Source organism: Arthrobacter sp. D3-16 (assembly GCF_054408515.1).
This window is the reverse complement of sequence record NZ_CP096437.1, coordinates 3,101,166-3,123,534: the sequence shown is the minus strand read 5'-3', so window position 1 is coordinate 3,123,534 and position 22,369 is coordinate 3,101,166. Positions and strand designations below refer to the sequence as shown.

At 64.7% G+C, this 22,369-nt stretch carries 15 protein-coding genes and 1 pseudogene; 10 read left to right on the top strand and 6 right to left on the bottom strand.

Translation table 11 applies throughout. The annotated features are described in order from the left end of the window. Nucleotides 1-171: 171 nt before the first annotated feature. From M1D32_RS14590 to M1D32_RS14560, 7 genes are all read left to right on the top strand, one after another. Nucleotides 172-1,194 carry a 3-oxoacyl-ACP synthase III gene (locus M1D32_RS14590; RefSeq protein WP_458779357.1) on the top strand — a complete coding sequence of 341 codons (1,023 nt, stop codon included), beginning with the start codon at nucleotides 172-174 and terminating at the stop codon, nucleotides 1,192-1,194. After that, on the top strand, nucleotides 1,188-3,896 hold the full coding sequence (locus M1D32_RS14585) for an alpha/beta fold hydrolase (RefSeq protein ID WP_458779356.1): 2,709 nt from the start codon (nucleotides 1,188-1,190) through the stop codon (nucleotides 3,894-3,896). The genes M1D32_RS14590 and M1D32_RS14585 overlap by 7 nt, the downstream gene beginning before the upstream one ends. Beyond that, nucleotides 3,893-4,921: an NAD-dependent epimerase/dehydratase family protein gene (locus tag M1D32_RS14580; RefSeq protein WP_458779355.1), complete on the top strand. Its 1,029-nt coding sequence runs from the start codon at nucleotides 3,893-3,895 to the stop codon at nucleotides 4,919-4,921. Before M1D32_RS14585 ends, M1D32_RS14580 begins: the two co-directional genes overlap by 4 nt. A 623-nt stretch (nucleotides 4,922-5,544) precedes the next feature. Further along, on the top strand, nucleotides 5,545-6,888 hold the full coding sequence (locus tag M1D32_RS14575; protein WP_458779354.1) for a BTAD domain-containing putative transcriptional regulator: 1,344 nt from the start codon (nucleotides 5,545-5,547) through the stop codon (nucleotides 6,886-6,888). Between the two features lie 77 nt (nucleotides 6,889-6,965). Then, a complete protein-coding gene (locus M1D32_RS14570; protein ID WP_458779353.1) occupies nucleotides 6,966-7,736 on the top strand; it encodes a type 1 glutamine amidotransferase domain-containing protein in 771 nt (256 codons plus the stop codon). Between the two features lie 100 nt (nucleotides 7,737-7,836). Next, entirely contained in the window at nucleotides 7,837-7,962 is a 126-nt protein-coding gene (locus tag M1D32_RS14565) for a hypothetical protein (protein WP_458779352.1), read from the top strand. A gap of 88 nt (nucleotides 7,963-8,050) precedes the next feature. Next, nucleotides 8,051-8,614, top strand: a complete 564-nt coding sequence (locus tag M1D32_RS14560; RefSeq protein ID WP_458779351.1) for a hypothetical protein — start codon at nucleotides 8,051-8,053, stop codon at nucleotides 8,612-8,614. A gap of 57 nt (nucleotides 8,615-8,671) precedes the next feature. Here M1D32_RS14560 and M1D32_RS14555 read toward each other — a convergent pair whose 3' ends face one another. Beyond that, the gene (locus M1D32_RS14555) at nucleotides 8,672-10,039 is read right to left on the bottom strand and encodes an MFS transporter (protein WP_458779350.1); all 1,368 of its coding nucleotides are present in this window, start codon (nucleotides 10,037-10,039) and stop codon (nucleotides 8,672-8,674) included. A 329-nt stretch (nucleotides 10,040-10,368) separates the two neighbouring features. Here M1D32_RS14555 and M1D32_RS14550 point away from each other — a divergent pair, with 329 nt between their 5' ends. Next, nucleotides 10,369-11,883, top strand: a complete 1,515-nt coding sequence (locus M1D32_RS14550; RefSeq protein ID WP_458779349.1) for an MFS transporter — start codon at nucleotides 10,369-10,371, stop codon at nucleotides 11,881-11,883. A gap of 31 nt (nucleotides 11,884-11,914) precedes the next feature. On the opposite strand, the gene M1D32_RS14545 is transcribed toward M1D32_RS14550, so the two are convergent. The 4 genes and pseudogenes from M1D32_RS14545 to M1D32_RS14530 form a co-directional block, all read right to left on the bottom strand. Further along, the gene (locus M1D32_RS14545; RefSeq protein WP_458779348.1) at nucleotides 11,915-12,844 is read right to left on the bottom strand and encodes an NADP-dependent oxidoreductase; all 930 of its coding nucleotides are present in this window, start codon (nucleotides 12,842-12,844) and stop codon (nucleotides 11,915-11,917) included. 87 nt (nucleotides 12,845-12,931) lie between these two features. Next, the gene (locus tag M1D32_RS14540; protein ID WP_458779347.1) at nucleotides 12,932-14,374 is read right to left on the bottom strand and encodes a hypothetical protein; all 1,443 of its coding nucleotides are present in this window, start codon (nucleotides 14,372-14,374) and stop codon (nucleotides 12,932-12,934) included. Nucleotides 14,375-14,654: 280 nt separating this feature from the next. Beyond that, nucleotides 14,655-16,313: pseudogene (locus tag M1D32_RS14535) on the bottom strand (thiamine pyrophosphate-binding protein). Nucleotides 16,314-16,407: 94 nt separating this feature from the next. Continuing rightward, the gene (locus M1D32_RS14530) at nucleotides 16,408-16,938 is read right to left on the bottom strand and encodes an Lrp/AsnC family transcriptional regulator (RefSeq protein ID WP_458779346.1); all 531 of its coding nucleotides are present in this window, start codon (nucleotides 16,936-16,938) and stop codon (nucleotides 16,408-16,410) included. A 93-nt stretch (nucleotides 16,939-17,031) separates the two neighbouring features. On the opposite strand from M1D32_RS14530, the gene hisC reads away from it, so the two are divergent. Then, nucleotides 17,032-18,129 (top strand): histidinol-phosphate transaminase, encoded by a 1,098-nt coding sequence (gene hisC, locus M1D32_RS14525; protein ID WP_458779345.1) that lies wholly within the window; start codon nucleotides 17,032-17,034, stop codon nucleotides 18,127-18,129. Nucleotides 18,130-18,182: 53 nt separating this feature from the next. Then, nucleotides 18,183-19,595, top strand: coding sequence for an amino acid permease (locus tag M1D32_RS14520; RefSeq protein WP_458779344.1), 1,413 nt, complete (start codon nucleotides 18,183-18,185; stop codon nucleotides 19,593-19,595). A 354-nt stretch (nucleotides 19,596-19,949) separates the two neighbouring features. Here the strand turns inward: M1D32_RS14520 and M1D32_RS14515 are convergent, their stop codons facing one another. Then, nucleotides 19,950-22,280 (bottom strand): nSTAND3 domain-containing NTPase, encoded by a 2,331-nt coding sequence (locus tag M1D32_RS14515; protein WP_458779343.1) that lies wholly within the window; start codon nucleotides 22,278-22,280, stop codon nucleotides 19,950-19,952. Nucleotides 22,281-22,369 lie beyond the last annotated feature (89 nt).

Genomic DNA, 22,369 nt, shown 5'->3' with positions numbered 1-22,369 from the left:
TCCACCAGGACCAGTTCCGCGGGATACCCACCCCGGCCGTCAAGGTTAGGTGGGACGAGCCGGGCCAAGTCCTGTAACATACCCTAAGCATGCTTACCATCGCGTTCGAGGTCAGTCGGCTAACGTACTGTCAGCGCATGGCTGCAGGACGGACACGAACAGGGGCTTGAATTGGCAGGAAATGCAACATTCCGGCACAGCAACACCGCGCTGCTTTCGGTAAGCAGCGTCGAGGCTCCGAGGATCGTGAGCTCCACGGATTTCGACCGCAGGCTGGCTTCGACCCTGCAGCGGTTGAAGTTCCCGCCCCGGCTGCTGGAGCGCGTAGCCGGCGTCACGCACCGCCGCTGGTGGGCGGCCGGGACGTCCTTTGATGATGCTGCCGCCGAAGCGGGCGCGAAGGCCCTGGCCGAGGCGGGTGTCGAAGCCTCCGAGGTCGGCCTGCTGATCAACACCTCCGTCACGCGGCGCAACCTTGAACCGTCCGTCGCGGTGAAGATCCACCACGGACTGGGCCTGCCGTCGTCGGCCATGAACTTCGACCTCGCCAATGCCTGCCTGGGCTTCGTGAACGGCCTGACCCTGGCGGCCAACATGATCGACTCCGGCCAGATCAAGTACGCCATGATCGTCAACGCCGAGGACGCCGAGGCCACACAGGAGGCCACGCTCGCCCGCCTTCAGCGGCCCGAGACCACGCGTGAGGACTTCAACCGGGAGTTCGCCACCCTCACTTTGGGCTCCGGGGCTGCTGCCGCCGTCCTCGGCCCCGCCGACCAGCACCCCGGCGCGCACCGGATCGTCGGCGGTGTGATGCGCGCCGGCACCGAACACCATGAGTTGTGCGTGGGCGGCATTGACGGCATGGCCACCGACACAAAGGGACTGCTCGACGGCGGCCTCCAGCTCGTCGTCGACGCCTGGCATGAAGCCCGGCCGGAGTGGGACTGGGCGGACATGGACCGGTACGTCACGCACCAGGTGAGTAACGCGTACACGCAGGCCATCATCGACGCCATCGACCTGGATCCTGCCAAGGTGCCCATCACGTTCCCGCACTGGGGCAACGTTGGTCCGGCCTCCCTCCCTATGACCCTGGCCGCCGAAGCGCAATCCCTGGAAGCGGGGGACCGGGTGCTCTGCATGGGTGTGGGATCCGGCCTGAACACCGCCATGATGGAAATCGTTTGGTAATCGCGGACTGGCCCGGCGTGGACCCGGAATGGTCACGAGAGATCGATGTGCCCTCCACGTCCGACGCCGATGCGCCGGGCACATCGCGCCGCTGGCACCTGCTGGACAACGGCGCCCGGCTCTCCCGCCTGGGCCTGGTTCCCGCCGGTACCCTGCTGTGCGTGCACGGCAACCCCACCTGGTCCTATCTGTGGCGGACGCTGCTGGCCGCCGGATCGGATCCGGCCCACCCGTGGCGCGTTGTGGCGGTGGACCAGCTGGACATGGGCTACTCGGAGCGCACCGGCGCCTTCCGGCGGCTGGCCGACCGGATCAACGATCTCGGTGACCTGACGGATGCACTGGGCCTGGACGGGCCGGTAGTGACGGTGGGCCACGACTGGGGCGGTGTGATCAGCCTGGGCTGGGCCCTGGCGCACCCGCAGCTCCTTACCGGTGTGGTGCTGACCAACACCGCCGTCCACCAGCCCTCCGGTTCGGGCATCCCGCCCGCCCTGCGCCTTGCCCTGCACCCCGCCGTGCACCAGTGGGGGACCACGACGTCGGACGCCTTTCTCCGGGTGACGCACTCCCTGGCCCATCCGCCGCTGCCCGCCGACATCCGGAACGCCTACATGGCGCCCTACCGCGGAGCCGACCGCCGGGCAGGGGTGGGGAACTTTGTCGCGGACATTCCGGTGGACGCCTCCCACCCGAGCTTCCCGGCGCTTACGGATGTGGCAGAAGGACTGCGCGGGTTGACGGTCCCGGCGCTGATGCTTTGGGGTCCCCGGGATCCCATTTTTTCGGACCGGTACCTCAAGGACCTCGTCAGCCGGCTTCCGCAGGCCGATGTGCACCGCTTCGAAGGCGCCGGCCACCTTGTGGCGGAGGACCGGAACATTGCCGCACCGGTTTTCCAGTGGCTCGCGGAGAACCTTGGTGCCGGCGGCAGTGCAGCCGAAGTGAAGAACCTAACGCCCGGCCATGGGCTAACGGATGCGCCCGAGCCGGAGCAGCCGGAATTCCGGCCCCTGTGGCACCTGCTCGGCGAGCAGGCGGCAGGGCCGAAGGGAGGCGAGACCGCGGTCGCGGAAATGGCGCCGGACGGCACGGTGGCCCGCTCGCTCAGCTGGCAGGAGCTGGACGGGAACATCCTGGACCTCGCCGCGGGGCTGCAGGAAGCCGGAGTAGGAACCGGCAGCCGCGTGAGCCTGATGGTTCCGCCCGGGGTGGACCTGACGGTAGCCCTCTACGCCTGTTTGCGGCTGGGCGCGGTGGTGGTGGTGGCCGACGCCGGACTGGGAACCAAGGGCCTGAGCCGCGCCGTGAAAGGCGCCACCCCGGACTTCCTCATCGGGATCGACAAAGCGCTCGCAGCTGCCTCCGTACTCGGCTGGCCGGGACGGCGGATCAGCGTACGGGAGCTCCCCGCCGCCCGCCGCCGGGTGCTTGGAGTGGAGGCCTCTCTCGAGGCCCTGGTCCGTTCCGGTGCCGCACACACATCCGAACAGCTGACGGAAAGCGTGGATCCGGACGCCCGGGCCGCCGTCCTCTTCACCTCGGGTTCCACCGGCCCCGCCAAAGGTGTGCTCTATACGCACCGGCAGCTGGCCGCAATGCGGGACACGGTGGCCGCAACCTTCGGGATCCGTTCCGATGCAGGGCTGGTGGCAGGCTTCGCACCGTTTGCCTTGCTGGGAGCAGCGCTCGGAGCGGTGTCGGTGACGCCGGCCATGGACGTCTCCGCGCCCCGCACCTTGACCGCGACCGCGCTCGCCGATGCCGCCGCGGCGATAGACGCTACGGTGGTCTTCGCCTCGCCGGCCGCGTTGCGCAATGTCCTCGCCACGCAGGATGCCTTGACGGCTGCAGGGCAACAGGCGTTGGAAGGCGTCGAATTGCTGCTCTCTGCCGGCGCGCCCGTCCCGGAACCGCTGCTGGCCGAGGTGCAGCGGCTGCTGCCCCGGGCCTCGCTGCACACCCCGTACGGGATGACGGAGGCGCTGCCGGTCACCGACATCAGCCTCGTACAGATCCAGGCTGCCGACGCCGACGCTGCCGCCGGTGCTGAGACTTCTGCCGGCACGGTGGCGGGAGCAGGCAACGGCGTGTGCGTGGGGTGGCCGGTGCATGGCGCCCGCGTGGCCATCGTCTCGCTGGCCGAAGATGGCTCCGCGCCCGGGTCCCATTTCGCGACCGAGCCCGGTGTGACCGGGGAGATCCTGGTCAGCGCCCCGCACGCCAAGGAAGCGTACGACCGGCTGTGGCTGACCCAGCAGGAGAGCGCCAGCCTGCCCGGATGGCACCGCACCGGTGATATTGGGCATTTCGACGGCGCCGGCCGGCTGTGGGTGGAGGGCCGGCTCGTGCATGTTGTGACGGCGCCCGGTGCAGTGGTGACGCCGGTGGGCGCGGAACAGGCGATCGAACGCCTGGACTCTGTCCGGCTGGCGGCGATCACAGGCGTCGGACCGGCGGGCACCCAAGCCGTGGTCGCCGTCGTCGAGACCGTTCCGCCCGCACGGAAAGCCGGCCCTGCGGCGCCGCAGCTTGCCGGGGATGTCCGCAAGGCGGCCCTCGAGGCCGGCGTCCAGGTCTCCGCTGTGCTTGAAGTCCCTGGGCAGCCCACGGATATCCGGCACAACGCCAAGATCGACAGGAGCCGCCTGTCCCGCTGGGCATCGCGGGTGCTGGCCGGCGGGCGGCCAGGAAAGCCGTGAGGGTCCTCGTCACGGGCGCCAGTGGGCTGCTAGGGGGAGAAGTGGCCCGGCTGCTGGTGCGCCAGGGCCATGACGTGGCCACCTTCCAGCGCCGGCCGTCAGGGGTCGACGGCGCCATGGACTTCTCCGGGTCCGTCACGGACAGTGAGGCGCTCCGGGGAGCAGCCGAGGGCGCCGAAGGAGTCATCCACTTGGCCGCGAAGGTTTCCTTTACGGGCCGGGCCGCCGAGTTCGATGAGGTGAACGTCGAAGGGACCCGCCTCCTGCTTCAGACTGCCCGGGCAGCCGGGGTCCGGGACATGGTGTTTGTCTCCTCCCCGTCGGTGGCCAATTCCGGTGCGGCCATCGCCGGGCTGGGTGCGGAGCCGGCAGACCCCCAGCACGCGCACGGGGACTACTCCCGCACCAAGGCCGAGGCGGAACTCCTGGCACTGGCGGCGGACGCTTCGGAATTCCGGGTCGCATCGGTGCGCCCCCACATCGTCTGGGGCCCGGGGGACACCCAGCTGGTGGAACGGGTCCTGTCACGCGCCAGCCAGGGACGCCTACCGTTGCTCGATGCCGGCGCGGCACTGATCGACACCACCTACGTGGACAACGCTGCCGCGGCCATCGTTGCGGCGCTGCACCGGATGGAATATGTCCACGGCAAAGCGGTGGTGGTGAGCAACGGCGAGCCCCGGCCGGTGGGCGAGCTGCTGGCGGGCATCTGCGCCGCGGGAGGCGTCCCGGCGCCGTCGTGGTCTGTGCCGGGTGCGGTGGCGCGGGCGGCGGGAGCGGTAGTGGAGAAGCTCTGGACCCGGGCCGGGCGGGAAGAGGAGCCGCCGATGACCAGGTTCCTCGCCGAGCAGCTCTCCACCGCGCACTGGTTCGACCAGCGTGAGACCCGGGAACTCCTCAACTGGACGCCCGCCGTCTCGATCGATGAGGGGCTGGCGAGGCTGGCGGAGCACTATCGGTCCCATTCAGGAGCGAGGGTTTACAATCGTTTACCAATGTCGTCCAATAGGGCGAGCAATATCTGAATATTTGCCTTTGGGGAGCGATGACTGGGACATCAGCCGTGAACCCGAAGGCAACCGAGAAAGCCGGGTCTATGGAATCGGGTCGCGGCCCTGGGCAGGAAGCTACGTACAGTCTCATCGAGAACCCAGGGAAGCTGGATCACCTGGTGTGTTGCCGGGACGTGGAGTGGCGCCGGGCCCTGTGCGGCTACATCGCGCAAGACCCGTCACTGCTGCACGACTCGGATACCGGGTGCACGAGGTGCATCGAGGCTGCCGGGAGCATGGGTGGCGGTGCGGGGGACCAGCAGTGCCCTGTCGACAACCAGCCGTGTCCGGATGAGGCCGAAATGCAGCGGATGATGAATGAGCGCCTCTCCGGTACTTATGGCACTACCTAGGGTTTTTCCAACCTCCGGCTTGAATCATGATGTGGGATCTCACCAGCGCAAACGGTTTCCGTGCAACCTGCTTCCCCAACCCCAGCTGCGTATCCGCTGAACAGTTTTTGCGTAGCCGTGCCCCCAAGTAAGTACTCGGCGGAAAGTCGCCGTTAAAGAAGCGAGTACCGAGCACTGTGGTCTGTGTGTTTACCTGCCAGTTCAATGGGAACCACAAAGCACCAAGCTACTGGGGGTACCACCGTGATTACCTTGGAACTGCCGAACACCACCGGCCGGGCAGGCCGTGTTTCCGAAGTGTCGCCGCAGACGCCGGCGCTTCAGATTTCGGTTTTCGGCCCGTTGACCATCCGCCGCGGAGACATCGAGCTCAGCGCCAACGATCTTGGCGGGCCCAAGCCCCGCCAGGTCCTCGAAATTCTGCTGATGAATTTTGGCTCAGCAGTTTCCAAGACCCGGCTGATGGACCTGCTGTGGGGCGGCAACCACCCGGCCGTTGCACTGCCCACCCTTGAAAGCTATGTCAGCGTCCTTCGGCGCCACCTGCAGCCCGGCACCGGACGGACAGGCCCCCTGAAGACGGTCACTGGCGGCTACGCCATCGACCGGTCACTGGTCGAACTGGACCTGGACCGCTTCGAGACACTGACCAGGAAGGCCGCCAAGGCCGAGCCCCGCGAAGCGCTTGCGCTGCTGACGGAAGCACTCGACCTGGCCTCAGCTCCGCTGCTCGGGGACGAACTGCTGCCCGCCTGGGCAGAGGAGGAGCGGGCCGCGCACGCAGCGCAGGTGGGCCTGGCCCGCGTTGCAGCTGCGGAAGCCGCACTCGCGGTGGGGGAAGTGGGCAGGGCTATTGCCTGGGGCGGGGCTGCGGTCAAGGAGGATCCCCTCAATGAACGGGCGTGGACCGCGTTGATCCTCGGGCTAGAGCAAAACGGCGAGAATACGGAAGCCTTGCGGGCTTATGACCGCTGCCGGAGGGTCATGGATGAGGAACTGGGCTGCGCCCCCGCTCCCGCGCTGAGGGAGGCTCAGGCGAGACTCCTGAGGAGCACCGCCTCTTCAGGGCCTGCGGAATTCCGGGCTCCCCGTCCCGTGGCCACGAAGAGCCGTCTTGTTGCTCCGGTGGCCTCCCAGGAAACAGGGCGCCTGCGAATCCTGATCATTGATGACCACACCACCTTTGCCGATCTTTTGGCGGGGGCGCTGGACCGTGAGCCGGACCTGCAGAGCGTAGGAGCGGCGAAGTCCGTTGCAACTGCGGTGACCATGTTCCGGGACCTCCGGCCCGACGTCGTCATCATGGATTTGCATCTCCCCGACGGCTCCGGACTCGAAGCTGCCGGGCGCATCCTGGCGGAGGCCCCGGAAACGCGGATCATCATGCTGACGGGAAATCCGTCGCAGGAAGCGCTGCGTGAGGCCGCGCGCACGGGCATCTGCGGTTTCCTTCCGAAGGACGGCTCCCTGGGAGCCATGCTGGACACCCTGCGGCATGCCCACACCGGCAGCATGATTGTGACTCCGTCCCTGCTGGCCGGCTGGGGCAGCACCGCAGACTCCGTGCCAGTGCCTTCAGCGGCGTGACCTGACGGCTAACCTTCCCGGAAGCGGAGCCCGGACGGGCTGCGCGTAGGGTGGGAGGTGGACGAAAGGAGCACTTCATGAAGAAAATCCTCATGGTACTGACCAGCGTTTCCGAGATCGGCGATACGGGAGAGAAGACCGGCTACAACGTGGCCGAGGCTGCGCACCCGTGGAAGGTGTTCAAGGATTCCGGGCATTTCGTCGACTTTGCGTCCATCCAGGGCGGCCAGCCGCCGCGTGACGAGGTGGACACAAAGGATCCCATCCAGGTCGCGTTTACCGAGGATGAGACCACGCGCGCCGGCCTCTACAACACAGCCCGGGTGGACGTGGTTGATCCGCGCCAGTACGACGGCGTCTACCTCGTGGGCGGCCACGGCACCATGTGGGACTTCCCGGACAGTGAAGGCCTGCAGAACCTCGTGGCCAGCGTCTACAACAACGGCGGACTGGTGGGCGCGGTCTGCCACGGACCAGCCGGACTGCTGAACGTGGAACTGGAGAACGGGCTTCGCCTCGTCGAGGGCCGGAGGGTTGCCGCCTTCACCAATGACGAGGAGGTTGCCGCAGGGAAGGACAAGGTCATCCCGTTCTTCCTGGCAGACCGGCTGGAGGAACAGGGTGCCACCCACGTCCCGGCTGATGTATTCGAGGAAAAAGTCGTGGTTGACGACCGGCTGGTGACCGGGCAAAACCCGGCGTCAGCCGCCGGCGTGGCCAAGGAGATGGAAAAGCTCTTCGCAACGGTCATCCACCAGGAAAAAGCCGAGGAACAGCACGACGCCGAGGCCCTGCGCGCCGAGAAGGACGCCATCAAGGCTGCTGCCGCCGTGGAAGGGGAGCAGTAACCCGCGTAGCGCACTAAGACTGGCGGCCACCCCGGCTAAGGGGTGGCCGCCAGTATTCTGTACGTGCGGCGACATACGGGGTGCAGCATAGGGTTGGCCTATGTCTACTGATGATGAGAAGGACCCTCCCTTGCCCGCTGACGTTGAGGGAAAGATCCCAAAAAAGGTTCACGACAAGCCAGGCGCAGATGATGGTGAGGTACGGGCCGAGGAACCCAACGACTAACCAGTCCGGACTGAAGGAGCTTACGGACCGGACGATTGTGACGTGCCCTGGAGGACTCGTCTCCAAGGTCGTCAGGGACAATGATGCGGTGAACACCTTCCTCAGCCCTCGTCCGTTCAGCGAGAAGGGGGCGCCGTGGGTCTGGGGACCCCCGGGCTCGAAGTCACTCATGGACCAGCCTGGACATCCAGGAGAGGTCAGGGTCAGGCGAGCGGTAAAGAGCCCGGCCACAGCGTCTGCCCTGTTCCTCTGGCTGTGCCAGCTTCGCCGGGCCCCCTACAGCTACGACTGGATCGACAACTTCGGGAAACGCAGCCCGCGCGTGCCTGACAGGGGTCTGGTTGATCTTGCCGTCGGCCAGGAGTTCATGACCATCTTCACCCTGGTCAATTTCGCCGACGGACAGTTCGTCACGCTAAGGATGAAACCCGGCTTTCCCGCAAAGGTCTTCGGTGACATTCGGCTGACGTATGCGGTAGAGGAAGCCGGAACCGGCGGCACGTTTCTCCATGTAGAGATGTGGATTCCTTTGGTGGGAAGGCTCCTACCCAGGCTGAGGCGATACCTCTTTGTGTGGGGCGACCTGATCATGATGAGGAAGCAACTCAAGGTCATCAGCGACCTCGCCTCCAGGGAAGGACAGGGCACCTGAACGATCGGGTGCAGGACGCCAAAGGCGGGGTCCCATGGACCCCGCCTTGCACACTTGTCAGCGGACCCCTGTCAGGTCCTCATCCTTGGGTGCGTCCAGGTTAACGCTGGCCTGCTTCTTGATAAAGAACAGGACCAGGCCGACGGCCAGGAATTCGACGGCGGCGATCAGGTAGAGTCCGCCCGTGTAGTCGCCCGTGGAGGCTTTGATTCCGCCCAGGACCTGGGGTGCGAAGTAGCCTGCCAGGTTGGCGATGGAGTTGATGACAGCGAGTCCGGCGACGAGGGCCGTGCCGGACATGAAGCGGGCCGGCAGGTTCCAGAACACCGGTATGGCGCCCATGGTGCCGGCGGCCGACAGGGCCAGGGCAAAGATGACGCCGAGCGTGCTGCCCTGGTTCAGGAAGAATGCGGCCAGGACGAGGCCGGTTGCGCCCAGCCCTGCTGCGAAGGCGGTGTGCCAGCGTGATTCGTGGTTGCGGTCCGAGAGCCAGCCGTTGCCGACCATGCCGATCCAGCCGCAGGCGTAGATGCCGGACATGACCCAGCCCAACGTGGTGATGTCCGTGATGCCGACGGCTTTGACCAGGCTGGGGCCGTAGAAGGTGAGGGTGGCGTTGCCGGCAACGATGCAGAAGAAGGTGAGGATCAGTACCCAGGTGCTGGGCTTGCGGAGCGAGGACCAGAAGTTGTGGTCGCGGTTGCCGAGGGTGGTGTCTTCAACAGCGAGTTCGTAGGCGACGTGCTCTTTTTCCTGCGGGGAGAGCCACTTGGCGTTGATTGGCTTGTTGGTCAGGATGAAGACCGCGGCGATGCCCACCACCACCGACGGGATGCCTTCGATGATGAAGAGCCACTGCCAGCCGGCCAGATCCAGGGAGCCGTTGAAGGTGTCCATGATGAATCCGGCCAGTGGGGACCCAATCATCAGGGACATCGCTGAGGCGGACATGAAGATCGCCATCGCCTTGCCGCGGCGGTGCGCCGGCAACCAGAAGGTCAGGAACAGGATCACACCTGGCTGCAGTCCGGCCTCGAAGGCTCCGAGCAGGAACCGCAGAGTGTAGAACTGCCATTCCTCCTGGACGAACGCCATCAGGATGGAGACGACACCCCAGCCCAAAGCGATCCGCATGATGGTTTTCGGTGCGCCGATCTTCTGAAGCAGCAGGTTGCTCGGGACTTCAAAGAAGAAATAGCCGATAAAGAAGATGCCGGCTCCGGCACCGTAAACGACTTCGGTCCACTGCAGGTCATCCATCATCGTCAGTTTCGCGAACCCGATGTTGACCCTGTCAATCCAGGCCAGGAACCAAACCAGCGTCAGGAACGGGATGAGGCGGAAAACGACGCGCCGGAAGGTGCGGTTTCTCTCCTCAAGAGTTGATGTTGTCGATGGGGGATGGCCGGTCGATTGCGTTTCCATGATGCCTCCAAGGGTTCTCGTCCGGCACCTCGTTGTGCACGGATCGAAAGTAGTCCGCATTATGGAAGTAGATATCCGCAATGAGGAATGTGAGCTAGGTTACGTTCGGCTCAGGGGGCGGTCAAGGAATTCCCTTGTTCGCCGATTGTGACCGGGAGGGCATTCCGGATCGTGGAGTTTTGGCTGGTCAAACCCGTGTAAACCGCAACCGTTGTTGCCCTGGTCCGGCAGTGGGAAGATGAACGGAATGCTGGGCCGCTGCCGGTCAGGGGGGTAAGAAGGACGACGACGTGTGCCCGGCTTGATGAGCGAGGCGCGGTGAGCGGGCCATGACACAACACAGCGGGCAGAAGCGGCGGTTGCAGGTATCCGACGTCAATGTGGTCAACCGCCGGACGCTGCGGAAGGCGCTTGGCGGGACCATCGTAGGTAACACGATGGAATGGTACGACGTCGGGGTGTTCGGCTACCTCATCACCACCATGGGGCCGGTGTTCCTGCCCGAGGCGGACAGGGCGGTGCAGAACCTGTTCCTGCTGGGGACCTTCGGCGCCACGTTCATCGCCCGGCCCCTGGGCGGCATCTTCTTCGGCTGGCTGGGCGACAGGATCGGCCGCCAGAAGGTGCTGGCCATGACGCTGATGCTGATGGCCGTGGCGACGTTCGCCGTCGGCCTGCTTCCCGGGTACGCGGTGCTGGGCATCTGGGCGGCGGTGCTGCTGGTAGTCCTCAAGCTGGTGCAGGGCTTTTCGACCGGCGGCGAGTACTCGGGCGCCACCACGTTCGTGTGCGAGCATTCACCGGACCGCCGCCGGGGCTTCTACGTCAGTTTCCTGGACATGGGCAGCTACCTCGGGTTCGCGGCGGGTGCGGCGGTGGTGTCCGCCCTGCAGCTGACGCTGGGCCAAGAGCAGATGGAGGCGTGGGGCTGGCGGATCCCGTTCCTGATCTCCGGTCCGCTGGGTATCGTTGCCGTCTACTTCCGGATGAAGATCGAGGAGTCGGCCGCCTTCAAGGCCACGATGGAGGCTGAAGCCGTGGCGGCCAAGCATCCAGAGACCGGGGAGGAGCTCCGCCCCGTGGGCCCGATCGGGATCCTGAAGGCACACTGGCGGCCCATCGTGCTGGCCATGATCCTGGCGGCGGCCGCCAACACCGTGGCCTATGCCCTCACGTCCTACATGCCCACGTACCTGACCAGCAACAAGGGCTACAGCGAGGTGGAGGGGACGATGCTGACCATCCCGGTCCTGGTGGCCATGGCGTTGTGCATCCCGTTTACCGGGCTGCTTTCGGACCGGATCGGCCGCCGCCGCGTGCTGTGGATCGGGGCCTTCAGTACGGTGGTGTTCGCGGTGCCGGCGTTCCTGGCGATAGCGGTGGGCAGCGTCCCCATGACTTTGCTGGGCCTTGCCCTGCTCGCCTTCCCGGTGGCGTTTTCGGTGCCGAACCTGGCGTCGGCGCTGCCGGCGCTGTTCCCCACCGAGCACCGGTACTCTGCCATGGGCATCGCGTACAACCTCGCGGTGGCCATCTTCGGCGGGACGGCACCGTTTATCATTGCGGCCCTGATCGAGCTGACAGGCGACGACATGGTGATTGCGTACTATCTCATCGCTGTGGCCGCCATTGCCGCCGTGGCCATCCGGTTTCTGCCCGAATCGGCCGGGCGGCACCTGCCCGGGTCCATGCCCAGCGTGGAGTCGGAGGACGCCGCCCGCAAGCTGGTGGCCGCGCAGGACAACAACCCGCTGCTGGACGTGGACTCGCTGCCGTTTGAGAGCAGCTTCGAGATCGCACGGGCGGAGCACAAGGGGCGGCCCGGAAAGCCGACGGTGATGTAAAGCGGGAAGGTGCGACGGCGGCAGCTGCCTGTTAGGAGTTCTGGTCCACGGCAACGACGATCTTGCCGCGGGTATGGCCCTCCATATTGCTGCGGAAGGCATCCGCGGCCTCCTCCAGTGCGAAGACTCCGGCAACTTCCACGCGGATCTTCCGGCTGTCCACCAGTTCGGCGAGTTCCTGCAGGTCGGCGCCCACCGGGTTGACCCACATCCAGTCCCCGCCGTGCTGTTCGACGTCACTGTCGGCGATGGAGGCGTGCCGGCCTCCTTCGGCCAGTACGGCCAGCGTTGCCTCGAGGTTTCCGCCCACGAAGTCGGCAACCACGTGCACACCGTCAGGACGCAGTGCGCGGACGCGGTCTGCGAGCCCGTCGCCGTAGGCAACCGGCTCGGCGCCCAGGGAGCGGAGGAAGTCGTGGTTCTTTTCCGAGGCGGTGGCAATGACGCTGGCGCCCATGGCCACGGCGATCTGGATGCCAAGCGAGCCCACGCCTCCGGCGCCACCGTGAATCAGGACAGTTTCACCGGCTTTGAGGCCCAGCCGGTTGAGGACCTGGTAGGCGGTCAGGCCGGCGAGCGGCAGGCCCGCTGACTCGTTCCACCCAAGCGAGGCAGGCTTCCGCGCCAGGAGCCGCTCCGGCAGCGCGATGTACTCCGCGAAGCTGCCGCCGTGGACGTAGTCCTTGCGGGCATAGGCAATGACCTCGTCGCCCGGCGTGAACTGCCGGGCGTCGATTCCCACGGACTCCACGACGCCGGCTACGTCCCAGCCGGGGATGGCGGGAAACTGCAGGTCCATGACGGCGTCCAGTCCGCCGGCCATGATCTTCCAGTCCACCGGGTTCACTGCCGCCGCCTTGACCTTGACCAGGACCATGCCGGGCCCGACCTTTGGCATCGGCTGATCGCCGTATTCGAGGACGTCCGGGTTTCCGTATGCGTTGTAAGTGATTGCCTTCATGCCTTCCACAACGGCATGGCCGAGCATCGCTATTCCGGATCAGGCCACCAAGTGGCGCATCGCACGGGCAGATAGTTCCGGTAACGGCTAGCTGGTTCTGGGGGCGAGGAGGATCTGCACGGCCTCGATCCGTTTGCCCAGACCGGACGTGCCTGCCGTTCCGCCGTCGGCCACCCATGCCTGCCAGCCCACATCCTGCACGTGGGCGCGGTAGTAGATCCTGTAATGGTTCGCCAGCTCACCGGTCAGCCTGATTTCAAACGCTTCCAATCGAAGCCCTTGCCCGGTGGTGCCGATGGCTTGGGCTGAGGATGACATCGGCTGCCAGCCGATGTTTTGCACATGCCCCCGCCACGCGATGTCTCCGGAATAGGCCGTGCTGGACACGTTGAGGCGCAACGCCTCGAGCCGAAGGGCCTGGCCTGTGGTCCCGGCGACGGTCCCATCCGAAACGTTCGCCATCCAGCCGAGGTTCTGGGCATGGGCGGCGTACACGGCAGTAAATGCCGGTGCGGCCTTCGGAACCAACTCGATGGTGACTGCCTCTATCCGCAGGCCCTGCCCGACGGTGCCGGCCGTCGCTCCGTCGATCGAATAGGGCTGCCAGCCGACGTTCTGCACGTGGGCGCGGTACCGGATGCTGTACTGCGAGGCGAGGTCCCCGGTCAGCCGCAGGTCGAAAGCCTCCAGGCGCAGACCGACGCCGGTGGTCCCAATGGGGGACGCCGCCGTCGTCCATGGCTGCCAGCCGATGTTCTGCACATGCCCCCGCCACAAAATGTCGCCGGACAGGCGGTCTCCTGCCACGGACAAGCGCAACGCCTCCAGTGGCAGTGACCGGCCGGTGGTTCCTGCGGTGGCGCCGTCCGAGACGCTCGACTGCCAGCCGATCGTGGCGACGTGGGCCTGGTAAACCCCGATGCACGTCATGTTGTAGTCGTAGGTGCCGTCGGTCCATTGCGCCAGGTGGACGGTGCCGCCGGAGAAGCTGGGATTCACACAGAGGTCGGATGCTTCACTGGCGAAATCGAGACGCCCTGCCGGTGACCAGACGGGCACATCGGGAACCTGCCACGATCCGGTGATGGCTTCCCACGCGCTCGCATACGAGTAGATGCCGTGCGGATACCCGGCGTCCGCCAGTGCAGCCAGGAGCCCGGAGATGACGTACCGGTTCTCCTGCCGCTCCGCTGCTGTTGAGCTGGGCCAGGGCTGTTGCGGGCGGGGTTCGACGTCGACCCAGATTCTCTCCGGCCGCCATCCCACCCGTTCGAGGGACGAGAGAGCCGCACGGCCCTCGGCGTACCCGACGTTGCGCAACCGGTCCGGCCGGGTGCTTGCGGGGAAGGGGCCGTCGTCGCCGTAGGTGTCGTATTGCGCGGTGGTGGGGAACGTGGCCATGGCGTAGGCCTGAGCCCGGACGCCGCGGTCAAGCACCCACTGGTACTGCTGCGCCAGGCAGGGGTTTTCGGTGAAGGCGAGTCCGCGCGTCAGCCCCACCACCAGGAACTCCGTGTTGTCCGGCGGCATTGGCAGACCGCCCGGACACTGCGGCCACGATACGTCATGTCCATAATCGACTGCCCTGGCGGGCGGAGCGAACAGCACACCGAGTGCGAGTACAAGCAAAACCGCCAGGAGCCGGGGCGCGGACGCCCGGGAGCGGCGGCCGGGTCGAAGAGCACCAAGGCCGGCCATGATGGCCCCTCCTGTTCGAAGGATGACCACATTATCCCACCGGGTTTGCCTCGCTGCCAGCGCAGCTCAGGGAAACCGGCTCTGTCCGCGATTCAGAGGCCGTCTTGGGGAATCAACCTGCCACGGGAGCCTTCGCCCCTTCCTTGGCGTTCATCCACTCGGTCAGCCACGGCGCCCGGACGCTCGACGTGATCCGGCAGTCGGCCACGAAGGTTCCTTTGGCACCGGCGTCGATCCACTCCGTCAGCGCGGACAGGTCCGCCAGCGATCGGATGACTGCCGACTCAGCTCCCAGTGCCCGGGCGACACCGCTGAAGTCCACCTCGGGGATCAGCATCGGCTTTTCGGTCAGGCCTTGGGAACCGTACTGATGGATCTCGGCCCCGTAGGCGGCATCGTTGTAGATCACCACGACGGCGCTGCTTGCCGTACCGATGAGCGATTCGAGGTCGGGCAGGCCCATCAGGAAACCGCCGTCGCCGGACGCCAGCACCAGGGTGCGGCCGTCCTCCAATGCACGGGCCGCCCCGACGGCGCTCGCAAGTCCCAGCCCAATGGACTGGAAAGCGGTCCCCACCATCACCAGGTCCTGCGGCCGCGGGATGTTCCAGTACATGGGTGCCCAGCCGATGAAGTGCCCGCCGTCCTGAACCACCGTGCGGCGCTCCGGCAGCACGGCATTCAGCGCGGTGGCGAGGGAGCGCGGATCCAGCCGGCCGTCCTCGGTCACATCGGAACCGGGGCTGTGGGCCGGTCCTTCGGCCAGGCGTTTGCGGGCTTCCGCACGCCACCCTTCCGCCGCCGCCTCACCATCCAGCAATGTCAGGAGACGTTCCGCGGCGGACTTCGCGTCCGCGCTGACGAAGAGGTCCACCCGCTGGTTGGTCGGCTGCAGGGCGGTGTCGATCTGGATGACCGTGCTGTCCGGGCCGAGCAGGTGCCCGAACCGCATGGTGAAGGGGCTCAGGCTCGCCCCAACCACCAGGACCACGTCGGCCTCGCCCATGAGCCCGGCCGCGGTGTCGGTGCCGAAACCGCCGGCCACGCCCAGGTACCCCTCGCCATTGAGGAGGTTGAGCGCCAGGGCGGTTCCGGCAGCCAGTGCGCCGAGCCGGTCGGCGAGTTTGCGGAGTTCCGGGCCGGCGCCGGCGAGGTGTGCGCCCCGGCCAGCCAGGATCAGCGGCCGCCTGGCTCCGGCGAGCAGGCGGGCCACCTGTCCAAGGTCGGCGCCGCCGTCGTGCGCTGCCTGGGGTGTGGCCGCCGGCGGAAGTTCCTCGTCCGCAGCCTCCAGTGCCGCGAGGTCGTAGGGAATGGCAATAACGACGGCGGTGCGCTTCGTGAGTGCGTACTCCACCGCCTGCCGGGTGATGGAGCCCGCGGTTTCCCGGGTGACGGTGAAGGTGGCAGCGCCGAGGCCGGCGGCAATGGCCGCCTGGTCCACGTCCTGCGGCCGGACGCCACTGCTCGGTGCGTCTCCGGTGACGAGCACTACGGGGATCTGCGCCTGGACTGCCTCGGCGAGGGCGGTGAGGGCGTTGGTGTAGCCGGGGCCGTAGGTGGTGGTGCCGGCTGCGAGACGTCCCGACGTGCGGTACTAGGCGTCGGCGGCGGCAATGGCGGCGCCTTCGTGCCGGACGGGGGAGAAGCGCAGTCCCAGCTTTTCCGCGGCGTCCAGGAAGTAGACGTTGCCGTTCCCCATAACGCCGAAGACGTCGCTGAGGTAGCTGCTGAGAACCTGTGCCACGCGGCCGGAGACAGTGAGAGTGGTCATGCAGGAAGCTTGCGAGCCTGCGGTCAGATAAGCAACAGGAGCGGGCTGGAGTGGGATTTTTGGCAGCAGGCAGCAGGAGGAACTGAAAATATTCCTACTTGTGGCGCGCGTCACCCGCTGTTTCATCTGCAGCCTGGGATTCCTGCTGGGACAGCCGGGCCAGGAGGCCGTCGTAACGGGGCGGCATCAGTTCAACCACGGAAATGGCGGTGCTGGTCCGCTGGATCCCGTCGATGGCCAGGATCTGATTGGTGATGCGGTAGAGGTCGGCCGTGCTCCGGGCCACCACCTTGGCCATCAGGTCCGCGTCCCCGGTGGTGGCGTGCACCTCGATCACCTCCGGGATGGCCGCGAGTCCGTCTTCCACCGCCCCCGCCCGCGTCTGGCTGATGGCCAGTGAGAGGAAGGCCATCAGGTCATAACCGAGGGCGGCAGGGTCCAGCCTGCGGCTGAAGGAGCGAAGGGCGCCGCTGCGCTCGAGCCGTGCCAGCCGGGCATGGACGGTGTTGCGTGCGACGCCGAGGGTCCGGGAGAGTGCCAGCGCACTGGCTTCGGGGTCCTTGTCGAGGGCGAGGATGATCCTGCCGTCGAGGGAATCCAGGGTGCGAGAGTTCGCGATGGTCATATTTTCACCACATGCAGTAGGAGTTGAGCAGAAGTCCCAATGGCATGAGCGTATCTTGCAATGTGCCCCGGGTCACAATCATGATCGGTCCTCATGACCATCACTCAGTTCCGGACTTCACCGGATACCGCGCGCCCCACCCTCCGCGACGCGGTGACCGGCCTTCCGTCCTACGTCCCGGGCAGGCGCGGCACCGGCACGGACATCGCAGCCCTTGCCAGCAACGAAAGCCATTACGAGCCGCTGCCCGCTGCCGCCGCTGCGGTGGCAGCCGCGGCCGGTACCATGAACCGCTACCCTGACGCGGCCGCCGTCGGACTCCGCGAACGTATCGCCAGCCACCTCGGCGTCACGGCAGGGGAAGTGGCGGTGGGATCTGGCAGCGTCGGCGTCCTCCAGCAGATCATCACCGGCCTGTGCGACGCCGGGGATGAAGTGATCTTCGCGTGGCGCTCCTTCGAGGCCTACCCCATCCTGGTGGAGCTGGCAGGCGCCCGGCCGGTCCGCATCCCGCTGGACGACGCCGAGGGCCATGACCTCGATGCCATGGCCGCTGCCGTCACCGAGCGCACCAAAGTCATCCTGCTCTGCACTCCCAACAATCCCACCGGCGTGCCGATCAGCCACGGACGCATTGATGCCTTCCTGCGCGCCGTCCGCTCCGACATCCTCGTGGTGATCGACGAGGCCTACGTGGAGTACGCCGAAGCGGGCAGCGGGCCCGATTCCTTGGAGCTCTACCACGAGTACCCGAACGTCTGCATCCTGCGGACCTTCTCCAAGGCCTACGGACTCGCCGGCCTGCGCGTCGGCTATGCCGTGGCGGCGCCGGCCATCGCCGAGGGGCTACGCCGGACCGCCCTGCCCTTCTCGGTGAGCGCGCTGGCCCAGAAGGCAGCCATCGCGTCGCTTGACGCGGGGGAGGAGATGGAGGCGCGGGTCGCCGTCGTGAAGCAGGAGCGCGGACGGATGGCCGCGCAGCTGGAATCCCAGGGCTGGAAGCTGCAGGCGAGCCAGGGCAATTTCTTGTGGATTCGTGCGGATGACGAGCTTCGGGCGAGGCTCGTGGAGGCGTTCGACGGCGCGGGCATCCTGGTGCGGGCGTACCAGGGTGACGGCGTGCGGATCACCGTTGCCGACCCCGGCTCCAACGACCGCGTGCTTCGGCTCCTGGCAGCCCACGCGGCCTGATCATTCTCTGATCCCTTACTACTCCGTTCCGCCTACTAACTAGAGGAATTCCCATGGAACAACAGACAAAGACGTCTGCCCGCGCCCTCGGCGCGGCCCTCAAACCACGCCAGCTCACGATGATGGGCCTCGGAAGCGCCATCGGCGCTGGCCTCTTCATCGGCTCCGGGGCCGGCATCCAGGCGGCCGGTCCAGCCGTGCTGATCTCCTACCTCGTGGCCGGCACGCTCATCATCCTGGTGATGTGGGCGCTCGGCGAGATGGCCGCCGCCAATCCGGACAGCGGGGCCTTCTCCGTCTACACCGCGAAGGCCTACGGGCCGGTGGCCGGTGCCACGGTGGGCTGGCTTTGGTGGATCCAGCTCGTGGTGGTCATCGCAGCGGAAGCGCTCGGTGCGGCCGGCCTGCTGGCCACCATCTTCCCGGCCCTGCCGGTGTGGCTGATGGCCTTCGTGTTCATCGTGGTGCTCACCGCGGTGAACCTGACGAGTGTGAAGAACTTCGGCGAATTCGAGTTCTGGTTCGCCCTGCTCAAGGTGGCAGCGATCGTCGCGTTCCTGGCTGTCGGCGCTGCCCTGCTCTTCGGCTGGCTTCCGGGCGTCCAGTCGCCGGGCCTGTCCAACTTCATGGGCGATGGCTTCGCGCCCAGTGGTTTCGCCGGGATCGCGACGGCGCTGTTTGTGGTGGCGTTCGCGTTTGGCGGCACCGAGATTGTGTCCGTGGCGGCAGCAGAAACCGCTGAGCCGGCCCGGAGCGTGAAGAAGGCAGTCCGCACGGTGCTGTGGCGCATCCTGGTGTTCTACATCGGCGCCATCTTCATCATCGCGGCTGTGGTTCCGCTCGGTTCTGAAGGGCTGAAGAGCCCCTTCGCCGCGGTGTTGGAGGCCGCCGGCATGCCCGGTGCGGCCACCGCCATCACCCTTGTGGCTGTCGCAGCGCTGCTTTCCGCCCTCAACGCAAACCTCTATGGCGCGTCCCGCATGGCGTACTCCCTGGCCGAGCGGGGCGAAGCACCCCGCCTGCTCGCTTCCGTGTCCAAAGCCCGGGTGCCGGTGGTCGCAGTCCTGGCAAGCGTCGCTTTCGGCGTTGTCACGGTTGTGCTGGAGCTGGCGTTCCCCGAGATGGTCCTTGGCGTCCTGCTCAACATCGTGGGCTCCACCTGCCTGCTGGTGTGGACGTCCGCGCTCCTCGCCCAGCTCGCACTGCGCCTCCGCGCAGACCGCGACGGAACGGAGCTTCCCCTGCGGATGCCCGGGTTCCCGTGGCTCACATGCTTTGGCCTGCTCATCCTCGCGGCGATCTTCACGGTGGGCTTCATAGGCGAGGACTCCCGCCCCCAGCTCCTGAGCACCTTCGCGCTCGTGGCGGTTCTGGCGGTGGGGTGCTGGCTGAACCACCGGAAGCGGGACGCTCAGCCCAGTGTGGAATCGACGTACGGTGGCAAGCAGCCCGTGCTCATCGACTGAATCAACCGCCGTGAGCCCTTGCTAGGGTCCGTGTGACACGAAGGCGCGTCCGGCTTTACCGGGCGCGCCTTTTCGTGATTAGTGCCCGGCTAACGCACGGACTGCCACCGTGTTGAACCACTTGAATTCACAACACGCGAAGCGGCCCCAAAGCCGTTTGTTTGATACCACGAGAAAGCATTAGCGTCTGGCATATGGACTCACTTCTGGGCGGATGTAACAGCAGAAGACTGAGCATGACGTTAGCGCGTTCAACCCTTCGCCGTCCGGGCTTGCACTCACCTTCCTGCAATGCGGGTCGTCGTGACCAACGAGAATCTAAACCGAGGCAAGCTGCTCACCAATTCCAGGCGACTAGTCGTCGGCTAAGGATGAGAACATGAGATGGATCTCAGCGTCCTCCGGCTCTGAGGAAAAGGCGGTGCCACTATAGCCCTCGTCGTAACCCTCAGCCTCCCGTTCCGCTTCCTCCACGGCAATCGCGGCCGTCATGTAAGCACCCGGCTCGTCCACGCCAAGTTCGTCTAATAAATCTCTCCAACTGTCAACTTCTTCGCGCAACTCGTGGAGGTTATCCTTTCCATATATACCCTCCCACTCCATGATTGCCGCATCTTTGGCCAGCTGTTGCACCGTCTGCAAGGTAAGCGGCTCTGAGTGGACGGCGTATACGGTAAGGCTTCCCAGCTCGAAGAGATTCGTTAAAGCGATCATGGCGTAAAAATCGGCTGGAGTATTATTAGGCGACTCCGCTATGAAAGTTACGGCGGCATCGACAAGCCGTTGCCGCTCCTCGTCTTTCAGCATGTCATCATTCTCAAGCAAGAGTGCCAAAAGCTCTGATGCATGACTTTTCGCGCCTCTCTCCTGAGCCCAACTGTCGATCAGAGCGATGACGAGCTTATCGAAGCCAACTTCCTCGCTGACACCTGGATCCGCATAACGGCACATGATTAGCAGATTTAAAAGTTGTTCTTCATCAACTCCCTCACGTTTCCATAATGCTTCAACTCCCGGAATTAGTTGCGGAATATATTCTGCTATCAGCGAGTCGACAACCATTTGCAGGGAGGGTCTGCTTGATTCGCTCGAGCGGGTAGTCATATGTGGCGTGAACCAAAGCCGGTAACGACGTCTTTGCTTTTGTCCCGAATCATCGTTGGCATGGTTCCAGAGCACAAGGCAGCGTTCGTAACCGCTGCCACCGATAAGCGGTCGAAGCACACTTTTCATCGGCAATACGTGGTCGAGTACTGCATCTTCTACTCCGGGGTTAGTGAATACCACGGAATCAACGCCTCTAATCTCGCGAAGTTCAATCGCGGAGCCTTCCAACCCGCGCATAGCACTATCAAAAGATTGCGCTTCTTGCAGTGAGCCCTCAGCAGAAAGATAGAACCGCTCGAGCTTCTCCTTATCGGTAGCGCCCCCTTCCAACGCAAGAAAAGCCAGGATAACTCGTTGTTGGTGCGATATCTGAGCCGTGAGTTGTCCACGCCAAAGCTCACTGGGATTTTCGATAGAATCCACAAGAAACTGTGAAACATCTTTCGGGGCTACCGAGTTTTTGAGTGCAAAAGCAATGGCCGATTCTACAGCGCGAGGTGTGAAGTTATCACTCGCCACCATCTCCGGGTAGAGCCTTGACTCGACAATTTCCTGCTTATGAGCGCGCGAGAGAGAAGAAAAGTACAAGTGGTTGTATAGGATGTGCGCCTTGTTCGACTTCGAGTAAGCCTTCATCTTGAAAAAGTATTCTGCCTGTTTGACGTGCGGCCTTTCCAACGGTTCGTGAACGACCGTTGCTTGTTCAAGGATATACTGGCGAGTCGTCATGAGCAGACGTTTAGAAGGGCTACGCCCTATTGCTCGGATGAAGTTTGCAATCCGGTCATCTTCACTCTTGCCCAACTTGTCCAGGCCTGTGGTTCGCCCGAGGAAGTCGTCGTATAAGAATATCTGCTTACTTTCTTTAGAGTAGACCCGCTGTACCTCCGAGAAGTTCTCACTCGCCACAACCGGTTCAAAGCCCTGTCCGACATAGTAGATAAGCATCATGTTTGCCAATGTGGTCTTGCCTACACCGGCAGGGCCAGTAATAATACAAACATGCTGCTTTTCCAGCATGTCTTGAACGTCCGCAACACCACTATGGTCGACAAAAGTCTTGGCCGTCTGTTCGAGCTCTTCAAGGTACACGTCTGTTTGTGCGAAGATGTCGTTGTGCAGGACCTTTTCCAGTACTGCGGTGCTATTCAGCCAAAGCCGGAAATGACTCTTCTCAACTTGCGGATGGTCGCGTATAAGTGAATCGATGTCACTCTGGGAGTAGATGTCAGATTCGGAGGATATCAGAGGATGCAACTCATTCAGGAGCGACGACTTATTCTCGGGCGTCATTGTAGCAGTTGTCGCAAGTATATATCTCTTCGCGCCAAGACCGAGCGCTTTCTCTTTCTCCGCCAGCATTTTTGACCTAAGCGCGGTGAAACCGCTGCGCTCATAGTGTTTACATTGGATTATGACTTCGGGATCTTTTTTCGTACCATTCCCGATGTACCGAATGTCAATTCCGCCGTCACGACCCGTGGCAAAGGTCTCAAAATGAACACCTTCTTTAGCTGTGAATAAATCACGGCAAAGGCTTTCAAAGTCGTACGGAGATAGGTTTTCGTACTTGCTCAAATTTTGTCCTTGACTTCTTAGTGGCTGCCGCGCAATGTCAGGAGCTGGCGCCGAGTAAATTGCGCATTCGGAGCACCACGGACGATTCC